Consider the following 15,399-nt stretch of genomic DNA (forward strand, 5'->3'; position numbering starts at 1 on the left):
CTTAAAGCCTTAATCTAATAAACAAACATAACTTAGCCCAATGCGAAGCCTAGTTTTATTATTGATTTGGTTCATCGTTTTCCCAGCCTCTGTGATGGCAAACCAACCTAGGTTTGATCTCTTTACTGCTGAGCAGGGTTTATCGATGAATACTGTCACTGACATAGCAACCGATCACCAAGGTTACCTATGGGTTTCTACTCAGACAGGCCTTAATCGCTTCGATGGTAAGGAGTTTAAGCAATACCTATACACTGGCAATAATAAAGGCCCGTCTGAAAGCTACATCAATAAGCTGTTTTACGGCAGAAGCAATCAACTGTGGCTATTAACAAGAAGTGAAGGTATCAATCTTTACGACCCGCTCAGTGATTCATTTCAATATTACAACCATACCAATAGCCCCTTACCAGACACTGTATTTACCGATATCAGCCAAGATAAACAGGGCAATTTATGGCTAGCGACTGAAAATGAAGGGCTCATTCACTTCTCCCCTTCAGAGAACAAGATACTTCAACATTACCGTCAAGACTCAGGCACTAACCATCTAGACAATGAGCAGATTTCACAGCTTTTCGTCGATAGGTTCGACAGGCTTTGGTTTATATCTCAAGCGGGCCTATCCTTAATCACCGCGAAACAAGAACTCAAACACTTTACTCAGCTTAACCTGCAGATCAGTGACCCTATTACTAGCCTTGAGATAGGACAAAGCAATACCCTTTGGATTGGTACTAAGAGCAAGGGATTGTTTTTATTTGATATCTATACTGGTTCTTTAAAGCCAATTTCGACCTTGTCATCACTCAAAGAAAGAAAGATCACTAATTTACAAAAAGATAGGTTTGGCAAGTTATGGATTGGTATCGAGGGCGTTGGATTAGCTAAATACTCTCCCCAACACAATGACATCACCTTTTACCCTGGCAGCTCTGAAAATCATTACGGGTTAAAAAGCCCTATGGTTACTGCAATCGATCTTGATGATGAACACCAACTTTGGGTCGGCACACAAGGGGGAGGCTTAAGCCGAATTTACTTAGACGCAGAGGGCTTTGGTCATATTCACCCATTTAGTTTTAGCAAAAATAACCTTAATAATGCCAATGTTCGTACCATCTTTATCGATCGCTATCGGCAGTTGTGGATAGGAACCTCTTTAGGCCTATATCTAGCAGAAATGGATGAACATAAGCAGATCACAGGGTTTAGCTTATTCGAAGTAAAAGGTTCAAAACTTAACCAAAGTTTTATCACATTTATTAATGAAGACAGAGAAGGTAAATTCTGGATTGGCACCCGAAATGAAGGCTTATTTATCTTCTCAGCGGATAAGCAAAGTTATATCAACTACAAACACAATGCAGAAGATAAAAATGGACTCCCTAGCGACCAGCTAATCAGTATCTATTTTGACGCTGATGATAATGCTTGGATCACAACAAAAAATGCGGGTGTCACTCGCTATATCTCTGAGCAAAAAGGCTTTACGCATTATCAGCATGACAAAAATAACCCCAATACAATATCGAGTAATAATATACGTAATATCATCCAAGACAGAGAGGGAAATTTTTGGCTTGCTTCCTATAATGGCGGCCTTAATCGATTATCGCCAGATGGGACTTTCACTCACTTTAGTACTGATACTAAGCATAAACTCCCAAGTAAGCACTTGCTTGCTCTATTTGAAGGTGAAAACGATACGCTTTGGATAGGCAGTACTGATGGCGTATTTTCATTTAACACTAAGACTTTTGAAAGCCAGAATTTTAATACAAATAACGGCCTCATCGGTAATGCGGTTTACCTCAGCATTATGGATAATAAGCAAAACCTGTGGATAGGAACAGCAACAGGATTAAGTGTACTCAATACCCAAAACCTTAATATTAAAAACTATACCTATATTGATGGACTTCAGGATAATGAGTTTAATTTTGGCGCTGGATTTGTCGATAAAGATAACCGTATATTTCTTGGTGGGGTCAACGGCTTTAACTACTTCTACTCCTCTCAACTGCCAAAACAGTCTCCCCCAAGAAAGCCTGTGATCAGCCATATAGAAGTGCTTAATTCAGATAAAAGCTCAAGTGCTAAACAGCTACAAACAAGTATCTCCCAAGCCAAACACATTACATTAAGCCATAGAGATAATATTTTCACACTCTCATTTCATAGCCCTGAACTCCATAAAGCATCTCGACTAGTTTATGAATATAAAGTCGTAGGTTTAAATGATAACTGGATAACAGCCAGCGCTAATCAAAAAGCAAATTTCACAGGACTGCCTTCTGGTGCATACATCTTCATGCTTAGAGCAAGAGGTATTTCAGGCCAATATAGTGCTATTAAGCAGTTAGCGATAAAGCTTCTCCCTGCACCTTGGTTATCTTGGTGGGCATATAGTATCTACACCTTAACGGTGCTCCTGTTACTGCTCCTCTTTTTCTACACTCGATGGAAAAAGTTTAACCAACTAGCTCTATTACTGGGTGAAAAACAAGCCAGTGAAGAACGTCTGCAGTTATCCCTATGGGGAAGTGGTGATGAGTTTTGGGACTGGGATGTCAAAGCTAAAAGCGTCATTCGCACCAATACATTCCTCTGTTATCCAGAGGGGGAAACCGATCTTAACAAGGTTATGCAGCTAAATATTCACCCCGATGACCTGCCAAATATAAAGCCAAAAATCAAATCCTGCATAGACAATAATGATGATAAATTCGAGATAGTGTATCGAGGCAAACAACTCGACGGAAACTGGCTATGGGTGATAAACCGGGGGCAAGTTATCAACCGAGATGAGCAAGGAAATGCAACGCGAATAGCCGGTACAATTAAAAACATTCAATCTTTAAAAGAAGCTGAGACCGCACTAATCACCCTTAATCAGGAGCTTGAACAGCGAGTGCTGGACAGAACGGAGCAATATAAACAGAGTAATGATGAGCTTAAAGTTGCACTAGAGCAGCTTGAATTTACTCAAGGAGAGCTGGTCAATAAAGAGAAGATGGCCACCTTAGGTGGATTGGTTGCGAGTATAACCCATGAAATCAATACCCCCATAGGCATCAGCGTCACCGCGGCCTCTCACCTACAGGAGAGCGTAAAGGTCTTTAATAGCAAATATTCTGAAGGTGAGGTTTCCCACGAAGACTTTGAGCAGTATCAAAATGAGGTCTTTGAATGCGCTTCGTTAGTGCAAACGAACCTAAATAGAGCGTCGAAACTTATTAAGAGTTTCAAGCAGGTTTCAGTGGATCAATCCCATGAGGATATTCATCAATTTAACTTAAAACAGTATATTGATGAAATCTTTCTGTCACTCAACCCCTTACTCTCAAGAACTCCCCATGAGTATAGTTATAGCTGCCCAGACGACCTAGTAATAAACAGCACCCCAGGTATCTTTTATCAGATCATCAGCAACCTGTTTAACAACTCAGTGATCCATGCCTTTCCAGATGGCAGCAGCGGTAAGTTAACCCTCAATATCATCAAGGTTAAATCAGGTTTAGAGATTGTCTACCAAGATAATGGCTGCGGTATGGATGACTCTGTACAAGAGCAAGTATTTGCGCCTTTCTTTACGACTAAGCGCGGAAAAGGAGGCAGTGGTCTTGGGATGAATATCGTTTTTAACTTAGTCACTCAGGAGTTACAAGGCGAGGTTCGCCTTCACTCTGAAATCGGCAGAGGAACGACATTCAACATCTCTCTGCCTTCATCCCTGCTCGTAGAAAACAGCACAAGCTAATCCCCATTATTTGTAGAAAAAGTCTGCTACATCATTCACTTCTCATCTGTGCTAGGTTATTGTTATAGGTGTGTAAACGGATAATGATCTAGGAGGCATGATGAATAACCAAGCATCTGACATCAAAGTATCAGAGATAATGACCACCCGCGTCGTCACTATTGAAATGGATGACAGGCTTACTGTGGCTAAAGAGATATTTGACCATGCCCCATTTCACCATCTCCTTGTCATTGAGCACAATGAGCTGCAGGGGGTCTTATCTGAGCGCGATTATTTACGTGCCCTAAGTCCTAACATCGGCAATATCAACGAAACAGAACGCGATAGTGAAACACTGCATAAAAGAGCCCATCAGGTGATGAGCCGTAACCCAATCACCATTGCGCCACAGCACTCAATAAAGTTTGCCAGTCAACGTATGCTTGAGCATGACATAGGCTCTTTACCTGTGATTGAGCAAGGAAAAATAGTCGGTGTGATCACCTGGAAAGATCTCCTTAGAGCCTTTTCAAGCAAGTAATTATCAGGCTTCAGGCCCCATCTCCCTACGGATAGATGGGGCTTGAATGACTTACAGTTAGATAGCCCAGCCGCCCATGTAGAAGACCACTAAGCCTAAGGTAATTGCTATCACCCCAGGCTTTAAGGCGCGCCACTCTCCACTACATACTCGACCAACCACTAAAGTGACAAATCCAAGCATAATTCCAGTCACGATATTTGAGCTTAAGATAATAAATATCGCACATGTCAGACCCGCCATCGCATCGACTTTGTCATTGAAATCAAGCTTAGTCACGTTGCTTAGCATTAATAAGCCAACATACATCAGCGCTGGAGCAGTTGCATAGGCAGGGACTAAGTAACTTAATGGGGCAAGAAACATCATCAATATGAAAAGTAAGCCAACGATTGTTGCTGTCAGGCCTGTTTTCCCACCAGCAGCAGTACCTGCAGCAGACTCAATATATACAGCTGCAGGTGCGCCGCCGACAGCGCCTGCAAATATACTACTAACAGAATCTGAGGTTAACGCCTTACCGCCGCCAACTATATTGTCATTCTTATCGAGTAGATCGGCTTGACCGGCAACGGCTCTGATTGTCCCGGTTGCATCGAAAATTGCCGTCATAACCAAGGCTAATACAATAGGCAGTACAACAGGGTTTAGCGCCCCCATGATATCCATCTTACCGATAAGTGATTGCTCAGACATTAGGTCTGGCCAAGCAAAAAGGCCTTGGTACTTCACGTTCGGATCAAAAATCAAACCAAATACCGACAAGGCAATAATCACAATCAAGATCCCACCGGGTACACCGCGGCGTTCAAGACCGATGGTCGCTGCTAGCCCAAGTATTGCAGCAATCACTGGCAAACTGTGTATATCGCCAAGCTTTACTGGCAAACCAGTATCGCTGCCAACAATAAGCTGTACGCTATTGGTTGCAATCAAAAGAAGAAACAGACCGATACCGATACCAGTGCCATGAGCTATCCCTTTTGGCAGGTTAGTCAGTATCCACTGACGAAGTCCTGTGACGCTCACAAAGGTAAATACCACCCCCATTAAAAAGATGGCACCTAAGGTGACGGGAATTGAGATCCCCTGCCCTAACACCATACTAAAAGCGGTAAAGGCCGTTAACGATATTGCGCAACCTATCGCCATAGGTAGATTAGCCCAAAGCCCCATAATCAGTGAGCCGAAAGCTGCAATCATACAAGTGGCAATAAATACCGCGCCAGAATCAAATCCTGCCGCCCCCAGCATATTGGGTACGACAATAACGGAGTAAACCATCGCAAGAAATGTGGTAAAGCCTGCAATGACCTCTTGTTTTACTGTGCTGCCACGTAGTGAAATATTAAAATAGCGGTCGAGCATTGAGCCCGATTGCAATGAAGATGTTTGAGCTGATGTACAATGAACTTGTGTAGAGTTAGCCTGTTCTGACGGCATAATTATTGACCCTTTTGATCTCTTAAGTTTATAAGGCTATGGCAGGTGAGAGCCCCGTTTAGTCAACGGGTGAGAGATCCACTAATACTTACTGTATTTTATAGTGACCTGCGAATAAGAAATTCTATGTTTCAAAACCATTAGTGCATAAACACTAAAACACAGCCTTTGCTGGCGGCGGAGTTTACCCCATAGCGTACTTTTGACCTAGTGCTTAGGTAGCAAATTCGTAATTGTTCTAAAAAACGAACATGTACAAGGTTTCTGTTATGTTATTTAGACTGAAATCAGTCTCTGAACCTAAGCTGACAACTGATTATTCAAAGCTCCCTTCATTGAACTTCCAGATTCAAACCCTCTCAAACACTCTTCCAACGCAGCTAAAGATACTTATATGACTAGATGCACCTGCACTGTTAATATATTGTTTGCTTCAGTTTGTTATACCCAAAGGTCGCTAAAGGATGAGTCAATGCTACTGCCGATACCTGCATTTAACGTCAATTTGTCAGATTTGGCTTCTAGACATGTTTTCAAAATAAGTAAGCTCGCTTTATTGCTAACGGCTCTCCCCATTGTTTCAACAAGCGTACAAGCTGACATGTTTGATGAGTTAATTGACCCTAAAGATGGTCAACTTGATGCGAGCAGTTATATTCTCAACAATGCCCATGGCTTTATGCCAGTCCCCTTTTTAATTACCGAGCCTGCTGTAGGTACTGGGGGCGGCGTAGCCTTACTTTTCTTCCATGAAACCGACGAGCAAAAAGCAATAAGACTCGATAATCCGGATAAAGTATCGAAAATCCCGCCCAGTGTGACTGGCGTTGTCGGTGGGGCGACCAGTAACGGCAGTAAATTGGCTGGTGTGTTTCATTCTGGCAACTGGAAAAATGACAATATTCGTTATATCGGTGGCTTATTTGGTGGCTCATTTAATTTAAAGTACTACTCAGACGCGAGTAATATCGCCAACGACTTCAATATCGAAGGCCTCTATTTCCTACAAGATATCGATTTTCGCTTGGGAGAGAGTAACTTTTTCTTAGGCGGTAGTTACGTCAATATGGGCTCAAACTCCACCTTTGACTTTTCAGGCACCATTCCCGGCATAGACCCGATAGAGTTAGACAGTAAAGATGCCTCAGTCGCAGTTAAATTGACCTATGACAGCCGTGATAACCAGTTCTCACCCCGTGATGGATTAAAAGCAGGGATAAAAGCCAGCTTCCATCATGAAAATCTCGGCGGGGATTTTGATTACCATGAATATAACGGTTTTGTACAAAGCTACTACCGTATAGCGCCCAAATGGGGACTTGGCATCAGAGGTGATATCAAGTCAGTGTCAGAAGGCGTGCCATTTTATGCTAAACCTTTTCTCGACATGCGTGGTATTCCCGCCATGCGCTACCAAGGAGAGAGCACTGCCTTAGCCGAGGTAGAGCTTAGCTATGATATCGATGAACGCTGGACGGTACTCGGTTTTGCAGGAACGGGGAAAGCCATCGAAGATGACGGTAAGTTTGAAGATGCTGATTGGCAAACGTCAAAAGGCGCAGGCTTTAGATACCTTATCGCTAGGCAGCTTGGCCTGCGCACAGGTATTGATATCGCCAAAGGCCCAGAGGAGTGGACCATGTACATCCAATTTGGTGGTGCTTGGCATTAATCCACTTATTGGCTAAAAGTGGACCAACTCATATTACAATCCCAATTTGGTGGTGCTTGGTATTAATAGCTCTAGGTTTTAGGTTTTAGGTTTTAGGTTTTAGGTTTTAGGTTTTAGGTTTTAGGTTTTAGGTTCTAAGTTTTAGGTTTTAGATTCTAAGTTCTAAGTTCTAAGTTCTAAGTTCTAAGTTCTAAGTTCTAAGTTCTAAGTTTTAAGCTTCTAGAGGCGAACATTAAAATCTAATCTCTTTCTCTCGACAGCATGTAGTTTATTTGCTCCTCACTTAAGCCTGTGACCACCATTTTAGCGCCTAATGCCATCTGCACGGTTGCGATATTCACCACCTCATTATTAATCAATATTGCCATCTGCTTACCAATGTTTTCTGCTGTGGCAGTTGTGAGTTTATGCCCACCTTGTGGAGTTAGCTCTATGCTAAGAGATGAGGCCGAGTGAGCTTCTGCTGTTAAAACATCTTGATAATCTATTATCTCACTGCCGATAAAACGATAGTCATCGCCTCTGAACTCGAAGAGCTTCCCAAGCTCGTCTGCATTCACCTCAGCTCTATGGTTCTGACTCTGGCTAGAGCTAGGGCTAAGATCAGTAACATGGTTAACCCAGATATAGCTAAATTGAATCGCGTGCTGCTGGGTCGCTTTTTTCTGAGTCGGTTTATCACCTAAGTGAGGGCTTACACTCTTACTCACATCATGGCTCAACGCATCGAGGGAGATCAGCGCTGACAGCAGCGCAATCATAAAAATGCAAACAGGTTTCATCATTAAAACACCTTCACTAAAGCAATACATATTGCGTGAAATATTATATCAATCAGCCTTCAAATCTATAGCTATTTGAGCCTAAAAATAGACGATATTCCAAATGAGTTAAGACGCTCATTATTTCTGTTCATATTTTTTCATATTCTGTCAAAACTCATTCATTCCTTGTATGACGCCTGTTCACATCCATGCTCTATAGTTATTGCATCAAAGATAAGATCACTTAAGAGAGCCAGCTATGACTCAGCAAGCTTCATCCCAAACAGCTAAGCAAGTTAAAACAAAAGAGCTTAAAGCCCTAGGTTTTATCATCTTTTTGTTATTCCCCATCATCACCATTACAGGCATCAGTGCCTACGGATTCATCTTATGGATGTATCAGGCATTTGGCGGTGTTGTCGGTCATTAATTTTGACCATGACAAATCAATCTACATTTAACGAATTTTAAGATTTAAAGGATGCTGTTATGAAGTGGTTAATCAATATCTGGCGCACACTGACCAAGCCTGCCAAATACCTTACCTTAGGCACAGTGAGCCTATCCGCCTTTTTAATGGGTGTTATCTTCTGGGGTGGGTTTAACACGGCACTTGAGATGACCAATACCGAGGAGTTCTGCATAAGCTGCCACAGTATGGAGAGCATGCCTTATCAAGAGCTTCAAGAAACCGTTCACTGGTCAAATCACTCTGGTGTACGAGCGACTTGCCCTGATTGTCATGTCCCTCATGACTGGAGCCGTAAAATTGCCCGTAAGATTGAAGCTTCTCATGATATGTGGGGCTGGATGCTACAAACGGTTAATACCCCAGAAAAGTTTGAAGATAAACGACTTGAAATGGCTAGCCGTGAGTGGAAACGTTTCGATCGCGATAACTCGTTAGCCTGCAAAAACTGTCACAACTATGACTCAATGAAGTGGGACAGTATGAGTAAGCTGGCACAAAAGCAGATGAAGCGTGCTGCAGAGCTTGATCAAAGCTGTATCGATTGCCACAAAGGAATCGCGCATAAGCTGCCAGATATGGGCACCTCTCGTGCACCTGAGTTAATTGCACAGGTCGGTTCTGGCGAAAGCGCGCCACAAACTGAGCAAACTTACTTCACCGCACTAACTAAGCCACTTTTCTACAACGAAAAGACCGATGTTGAAGCCGGTACCTTAAATATCGCCACTAAGGTAAAGGTACTTGAGACTAAAGGTAACCGTGTAAAGATTGGCATCGATGGATGGCGTAAAAAGATAGGCGCTGGCCGTGTTATCTACTTTGATTTCGGACTTAACATTCTTTCAGCTCAACTGACCAAAGACGCAGCCCTTGAAGAGGGTGTGATGGAAGTGTTCGAAGAGAAAGAAGACCCTATGACAGGTCTAGCCTGGCAACGTGTTGAAGCTAAAATCTGGACTGAGAAAGATTACCTAGTTACTGATCTGCAGCCACTTTGGGACTACGCTCGTGAAACTTACACCACCAGCTGTAGTGTATGTCATACCCAACCTGATGAAGCACATTTTGACGCCAACTCTTGGCCTGGCATGTTCCAAGGCATGATAGCGTTCGTCAACATGGACCAAGATACTCAAGCACTTGTACAGAAGTACCTGCAAGAGCACTCTTCAACTTTCGATAAGTCAGCACACTAGCACTGGTAAAGAAACAGAATTAGGATTAAAACAATGAACAGAAGAGACTTTTTAAAAGGTTTAGTTTCAACATCTTATGTTGTCCTAAGCGGTGCCTCTGTACTGGCCCCACTAAACGCATTAGCCGCTGCTGGCGCAAAAGAGAAAGATGGCTGGCTTACTACAGGTACTCACTTCGGTGCCTTTAAAATTAAGCGTAAAAACGGCGTTATCGATCAGGTTAAGCCTTTTGATTTAGATAAGTATCCAACGGATATGATCAATGGTGTTAAGGGGCTGGTCTATAACCCATCACGTGTTCGCTACCCTATGGTACGCCTAGATTTTCTACTCAATGGCCATAAGAGTGATACCACGCAGCGTGGTGATTTCCGCTTCGTACGTGTCACTTGGGACAAGGCGCTGCACTTACTTAAAGACTCGCTCGATGAAGTGCAGACTAAGTATGGGCCATCAGGGCTTCACGCTGGTCAAACCGGCTGGCGCGCAACGGGTCAACTGCACTCAAGCACAAGCCATATGCAACGTGCTATTGGTATGCACGGCAACTTTGTCAAGAAAATTGGCGACTACTCGACGGGTGCAGGCCAAACTATTTTGCCTTATATCTTGGGCTCAACTGAAGTATACGCTCAAGGCACCTCTTGGCCGCTCATTCTTGAAGAATCAAAGACCATCATTTTATGGTCGAACGATCCTTACAAGAATCTACAAGTGGGCTGGAATGCGGAGACCCATGAGTCATTTGGCTACTTAGCTAAGCTAAAAGAGAAGGTTAAACAGGGCAAAATCCGTGTGATCAGTATTGATCCTGTTGTGACCAAGACTCAAAAATACTTAGGCTGCGAGCAGCTCTACGTCAACCCACAAACAGATGTGGCACTTATGCTTGGTATCGCGCATGAGATGGTGACTAAAGGCTTACATGACAAGAAGTTTATCGGTGGTTACAGCTTAGGATTTGATAGGTTCCTACCTTACCTAATGGGTGAGAGTGATGGCATAGTTAAAACCCCTGAGTGGGCCAGTAAAATCACTGGTGTTAGCCCTGAAATTATTCGCGACCTTGCGAAGGTGATGACCAGAGATCGTACTCAGCTAATGATGGGCTGGTGTATTCAACGTCAGCAACATGGTGAGCAACCTTACTGGATGGCAGCAGTACTAGCGACCATGATAGGCCAGATTGGTCTACCTGGCGGCGGGATCAGTTACGGTCACCACTACTCAAGTATTGGTGTGCCATCATCAGGTGCAGCAGCACCAGGCGCGTTCCCTCGCAACTTAGATGAAGATCAAAAGCCACTGTTTGATAGCAATGACTTTAAAGGCGCGAGTAGCACCATTCCGGTAGCCCGCTGGATTGATGCCATCATGGAGCCGGGTAAGACCATTGATGCTAACGGCTCAAAAGTGACTTTCCCAGATATTAAGATGATGGTGTTTTCGGGTAATAACCCATGGAATCATCATCAAGATAGAAACCGCATGAAGCAAGCGTTCCACAAGCTTGAGTGTGTGGTCACTATCGATATGAACTGGACGGCGACCTGTCGCTTCTCTGATATCGTATTGCCTGCTTGTACTACCTTTGAGCGCAACGATATCGATGTATACGGCAGTTATGCCAATCGCGGCATCTTGGCGATGCAGAAGATGGTAGAGCCTCTATTTGAGAGCCTATCTGACTTTGAGATCTTCACCCGCTTTGCCGCTGTAATGGGCAAAGAGAAGGAATATACCCGTGATATGAGCGAGCTAGAGTGGCTCAACAAGCTCTACACTGAGTGTAAGCAAGCCAATGCGGGTAAGTTTGATATGCCTGATTTTGAGGATTTCTGGAAAGAGGGTTATGTTCACTTCGGTGAAGGTAAGCCTTGGACACGCCACGCTGACTTTAGGGAAGATCCTGAAATTAACCCATTGGGCACGCCATCTGGTTTGATTGAAATCTTCAGTCGTAAGATTGCGCAATTTGGATACGATGATTGCCCTGGCCACCCAACTTGGATGGAAAAAACTGAACGTAGCCACGGTGGACCTGGTTCAAACAAGTTCCCAGTTTGGATGCAGTCTTGCCACCCAGACAAGCGCCTTCACTCGCAGATGTGTGAGTCGAAAGAGTACCGTGAAACCTATACAGTTCAAGGTCGTGAGCCAGTATACTTAAGCCCAGAAGATGCCAAAGCACGTGGCATTAAAGATAGCGATATCGTTCGAGTATTTAACGAGCGTGGTCAACTACTTGCTGGTGCTGTGGTATCTGATAGCTTCCCGAAAGGGATCATTCGAATCCATGAAGGTGCTTGGTATGGCCCTGTTGGCGAAGATGGTAGCAAAGAGGGTGGCGCTGAAGTCGGTGCACTTTGTAGCTATGGCGATCCAAATACACTGACACAAGATATTGGCACCTCGAAACTTGCTCAGGCATGTGCAGCTTATACCTGCTTAGTTGAATTTGAGAAATATCGCGGTAAAGTACCTGAAGTCAGCTCGTTTAATGGCCCCGTTGAGACACTTATCTAGCTAGCTAAGAGAGGTATGCCACGCTGACATACCTCGCATAAACTCGTTTATAGCTCAAAGATAAATAGCCTGAATAAATAAGATAGGATGAGAGAGGAATAGATGAATCAAGATGCAATCAACCAAGCAAGAGGCATGGTCTATCGCCTGCTCTCATCACTGTTTGCTAAAGAGATCGATCATCAACTACTGCACGAGCTTACCAGTGAGCAGGCCAAAGCATTTTGGGCACAACTTGCCAGTGAGCCGGCGTTTAAGCAAGATGTCGATGCCTTGACTCACGTACTGGAAAACCTTAAATCAGATAGAGCGCTCATGGAGCTTGCCGCTGATTACTGCGGTCTGTTTTTAGTGGGTACTAAACACAGCGCATCACCTTACGCCAGTCTCTACCTTAATGCTGAAGATAGCAGTGGCAAAAGCAGCAAAGATGATGAGCCCACCCTATTTGGTGAACAACATCAGCAGATGGTTCATTTTTTAAAGCAAAGCCAACTGCAGGTTCAGAGCAGCTTTCCTGAGCCTGCCGACCATATTGCAGTGATCTTGGCCTATGTTGAACACTTATGTAAAACAGCTAAGGATACAGAGCAGGTTGAATTTATTGAAAGCTATCTAGTTACTTGGCTTGGAAACTTTGCAGCGAAAGTCACCCAATGTGATAGCGGTGAGTTTTACTGCGCTCTGGCCCGTTTAACCCAAAGCTGGGTTGAAGCGGACCTTAAAGGTTTAAAAGAGGAAGCTTAAGTCTAGTTTCCAATGGCTAGGGCTATTTGTGCACTTAGCCCTATATCAATACTTAGCGCTACATCAATAGTTGCCGCTACAGTAGCTTCAATTTCCCCTTAGCAGCGGCAATATTTGGATATTGCTTCGCTGCTAATATCTCAATCAACTCAGCCGTTATCCGCTCAAAACACTGGGTGCCCTCATTCTCATAGCAAGTTGCAATCTGCACTGCGCTTGCCCCAGCAAGCAGATACTCAAACGCATCACTGCCAGACTTTATTCCGCCCACACCGATCACATCAATTGAGTCTGGAAGTAACTCTCTAAATGCTCTGACATTTGCCAAGCCTATCGGCTTAATATAATCACCACATAAACCGCCAAAACCTCCTTTGGGTTTAATGATTGCACTCTCAGTGTCAGGATCTATCACTAAGGTATTGCCCACTGAGTTGATGCAGGTAATAAACTTAACCGGAAATTTTTTAATCACATTCGCCATCGATGAAAAATGAGAAAAATCAAAATAGGGCGGTAATTTAAGGCCTATCGGCTTATCCCCTAACCCACATATGGCTTCGAGTGCCTGCTCGGTTTGCTCAAAGTCATACCCTAATTGAGGCTTACCTTCGATATTAGGACAAGAGAAATTCACCTCAATCAGATCGGCACTGCTTTGTTGAAACGCCTTAACCATAGTGACATTGTCACTAACACAGAAGCCAGACACACTGACGACAATAGGTTTTGAAGGGATAGGTTTTGAAGGAATAGGCTCTGAAGAAAGAGCCTTTGAAGAATCAGCCTGCTTCAATCTAGGCAACATCTCTAGGTAGGCCTCATAACCTAAATTCGGTAATCCCATAGACTGAATAGCGCCCAGTGGCAGCGCTTTATATCTAGGCTCAGCATTACCCTCTCTAGGCTGGATAGTACAAGATTTTGTCATCACAGCGGCAGCGTGAGAATTCATAAGGCTAAGGAGCTCAGCCTCTGTAGTACAGCGAGGGCCTGAAGCATTGAAGATATAGTTATCGAGGCAAAGGTTAGCAATTGAGGTTTTTAAACAGGGCTGAAACTGGCTAGACATAAAGTGGGCTCCGTGTGCGGCGCAATGCATTGCGCGAAGAAAGTGGTCACAAACGGGACAACAGATTAGCAGCTATTTATCAGTAAAAACTTGATCTTCGATCGACTTTAAACAGGGAGATGAGATACCAGTTTTGCAACCTGCTGTTCCACTTTCCGCTGTTAATCTTAAAAGCCATTGTACCTATCATAACGGTTAACAAATCGAGGTAATTATGAAAACGCTCTCCCATACAGCGGCAATACAAAAGCGAATACAAAAACAAATACAGCAACTCTTACTATTACCCATACTGATATCCTCGCCCCTCTTTGCAGCAGAAAACACCTATGGAGGCGTTCAAGAATCGATACCGAGTCAACAGCCAGAGCAAGCACTTCTCTCAGCTAATGAAGCTGTAAATGACAATGACTATGACAAAGACACAGACACAGACAAAGACAAAGACAAAACAGTTGATATGAGCGACCCAACGGCTGTGTATTCCTCTATCGGTGTAAAGGCTGACACCTCAGGAAAGCTCGATGCCAGTGCAGGATTTGCTTGGGGGAATAACCAGCTATTGATTGAAAGCAAAGGTGGAGGTGATTCATTAAGTATGACCTATGCCAACATGAACAAGGGCGCAGGCTTTTATGCCGAAGCCAGCGGTAATGCCGAGCGACGTTCAACCTCTATCGGTTATGTCACCACGCTACCACTTGCCGAAAACCTTAAAATCTATCCAGTGATTATGGCGGGTTACATCAACGATGAGTTAATGGATGAAGTCACAGGTATCGTCACTGCAGGCTTTTACACGCGATATAACCTAGGCTCCGGCTTTCACCTCGGGCTAGACCCGTTTTTCACCTATGGCCAAAATGGTTATCAAGCCAACACATTCGATGCATTTATTGGCTTTCAACATAAGACCCATAGGATCAGATTAGGTGTCAATGAAGAGAAAGAACTCACCCTACAATACAATATCGCCTTTATGTAGGCAGAGTTCACTAGACTGACTTTGTACTTGGTTATTTTCAGGTGAACACAACTTCATTGTTATCTATTGCCTGCAGCTGGTGCTGTATAGGATATACGAATGTCGTTAAGGCATGGATGCCTATAAACGACCTTAAGTGAAAACACTTCAGTGACTTGCCCCGGCTTTTGATTTCATGAAAAGTGACCCTATAGCCTTGGCGATAACATCTAATCTACACGAACGTAGAGAATGCC

11 protein-coding genes are annotated in these 15,399 nt (G+C 43.7%); 8 read left to right on the forward strand and 3 right to left on the reverse strand.

Annotation, left to right across the window (positions count from 1 at the left end; genetic code table 11):
- The first annotated feature begins 61 nt into the window (after nt 1-61).
- Together BM736_RS12785 and BM736_RS12790 are read left to right on the forward strand one after the other, a co-directional pair.
- A complete protein-coding gene (locus BM736_RS12785; RefSeq protein ID WP_256717840.1) occupies nt 62-3,763 on the forward strand; it encodes a two-component regulator propeller domain-containing protein in 3,702 nt (1,233 codons plus the stop codon).
- A gap of 100 nt (nt 3,764-3,863) precedes the next feature.
- Nucleotides 3,864-4,286, forward strand: a complete 423-nt coding sequence (locus BM736_RS12790; protein WP_076412728.1) for a CBS domain-containing protein — start codon at nt 3,864-3,866, stop codon at nt 4,284-4,286.
- 57 nt (nt 4,287-4,343) lie between these two features.
- Here the strand turns inward: BM736_RS12790 and BM736_RS12795 are convergent, their stop codons facing one another.
- On the reverse strand, nt 4,344-5,729 hold the full coding sequence (locus BM736_RS12795; protein WP_083700139.1) for an NCS2 family permease: 1,386 nt from the start codon (nt 5,727-5,729) through the stop codon (nt 4,344-4,346).
- Between the two features lie 472 nt (nt 5,730-6,201).
- Here BM736_RS12795 and BM736_RS12800 point away from each other — a divergent pair, with 472 nt between their 5' ends.
- Nucleotides 6,202-7,401 (forward strand): BamA/TamA family outer membrane protein, encoded by a 1,200-nt coding sequence (locus tag BM736_RS12800; RefSeq protein WP_218638763.1) that lies wholly within the window; start codon nt 6,202-6,204, stop codon nt 7,399-7,401.
- A 239-nt stretch (nt 7,402-7,640) separates the two neighbouring features.
- Here the strand turns inward: BM736_RS12800 and BM736_RS12805 are convergent, their stop codons facing one another.
- Nucleotides 7,641-8,186, reverse strand: coding sequence for a hypothetical protein (locus tag BM736_RS12805; protein WP_076412730.1), 546 nt, complete (start codon nt 8,184-8,186; stop codon nt 7,641-7,643).
- A 238-nt stretch (nt 8,187-8,424) separates the two neighbouring features.
- Here BM736_RS12805 and BM736_RS12810 point away from each other — a divergent pair, with 238 nt between their 5' ends.
- The 4 genes from BM736_RS12810 (at nt 8,425) to torD (ending at nt 13,106) form a co-directional block, all read left to right on the forward strand.
- Nucleotides 8,425-8,595 carry a periplasmic nitrate reductase, NapE protein gene (locus BM736_RS12810; RefSeq protein WP_076412732.1) on the forward strand — a complete coding sequence of 57 codons (171 nt, stop codon included), beginning with the start codon at nt 8,425-8,427 and terminating at the stop codon, nt 8,593-8,595.
- A gap of 59 nt (nt 8,596-8,654) precedes the next feature.
- Nucleotides 8,655-9,833: a pentaheme c-type cytochrome TorC gene (torC, locus tag BM736_RS12815; protein ID WP_076412735.1), complete on the forward strand. Its 1,179-nt coding sequence runs from the start codon at nt 8,655-8,657 to the stop codon at nt 9,831-9,833.
- Between the two features lie 33 nt (nt 9,834-9,866).
- Nucleotides 9,867-12,359: a trimethylamine-N-oxide reductase TorA gene (torA, locus tag BM736_RS12820; protein ID WP_076412737.1), complete on the forward strand. Its 2,493-nt coding sequence runs from the start codon at nt 9,867-9,869 to the stop codon at nt 12,357-12,359.
- A 102-nt stretch (nt 12,360-12,461) separates the two neighbouring features.
- A complete protein-coding gene (gene torD / locus BM736_RS12825; protein WP_076412739.1) occupies nt 12,462-13,106 on the forward strand; it encodes a molecular chaperone TorD in 645 nt (214 codons plus the stop codon).
- A 76-nt stretch (nt 13,107-13,182) separates the two neighbouring features.
- Here the strand turns inward: torD and BM736_RS12830 are convergent, their stop codons facing one another.
- The gene (locus tag BM736_RS12830) at nt 13,183-14,178 is read right to left on the reverse strand and encodes a dihydroorotate oxidase (RefSeq protein ID WP_076412741.1); all 996 of its coding nucleotides are present in this window, start codon (nt 14,176-14,178) and stop codon (nt 13,183-13,185) included.
- A gap of 214 nt (nt 14,179-14,392) precedes the next feature.
- On the opposite strand from BM736_RS12830, the gene BM736_RS12835 reads away from it, so the two are divergent.
- On the forward strand, nt 14,393-15,163 hold the full coding sequence (locus BM736_RS12835) for a hypothetical protein (protein WP_083700142.1): 771 nt from the start codon (nt 14,393-14,395) through the stop codon (nt 15,161-15,163).
- The last annotated feature ends 236 nt before the right edge of the window (nt 15,164-15,399 follow it).

It is taken from the genome of Shewanella sp. UCD-KL12 (genome assembly GCF_001957125.1).
GTDB lineage: Bacteria > Pseudomonadota > Gammaproteobacteria > Enterobacterales > Shewanellaceae > Shewanella.

Excerpts from the sequence above, each read along its gene's own strand:
- torC (WP_076412735.1), top strand. The coding sequence starts at position 8,655 with ATGAAGTGGTTAATCAATATCTGGCGCACACTGACCAAGCCTGCCAAA.
- BM736_RS12800 (WP_218638763.1), top strand. The coding sequence starts at position 6,202 with ATGCTACTGCCGATACCTGCATTTAACGTCAATTTGTCAGATTTGGCT.
- torA (WP_076412737.1), top strand. The coding sequence starts at position 9,867 with ATGAACAGAAGAGACTTTTTAAAAGGTTTAGTTTCAACATCTTATGTT.
- BM736_RS12805 (WP_076412730.1), bottom strand. The coding sequence starts at position 8,186 with ATGATGAAACCTGTTTGCATTTTTATGATTGCGCTGCTGTCAGCGCTG.
- torD (WP_076412739.1), top strand. The coding sequence starts at position 12,462 with ATGAATCAAGATGCAATCAACCAAGCAAGAGGCATGGTCTATCGCCTG.
- BM736_RS12795 (WP_083700139.1), bottom strand. The coding sequence starts at position 5,729 with ATGCCGTCAGAACAGGCTAACTCTACACAAGTTCATTGTACATCAGCT.
- BM736_RS12790 (WP_076412728.1), top strand. The coding sequence starts at position 3,864 with ATGAATAACCAAGCATCTGACATCAAAGTATCAGAGATAATGACCACC.
- BM736_RS12810 (WP_076412732.1), top strand. The coding sequence starts at position 8,425 with ATGACTCAGCAAGCTTCATCCCAAACAGCTAAGCAAGTTAAAACAAAA.
- BM736_RS12830 (WP_076412741.1), bottom strand. The coding sequence starts at position 14,178 with ATGTCTAGCCAGTTTCAGCCCTGTTTAAAAACCTCAATTGCTAACCTT.
- BM736_RS12835 (WP_083700142.1), top strand. The coding sequence starts at position 14,393 with ATGAAAACGCTCTCCCATACAGCGGCAATACAAAAGCGAATACAAAAA.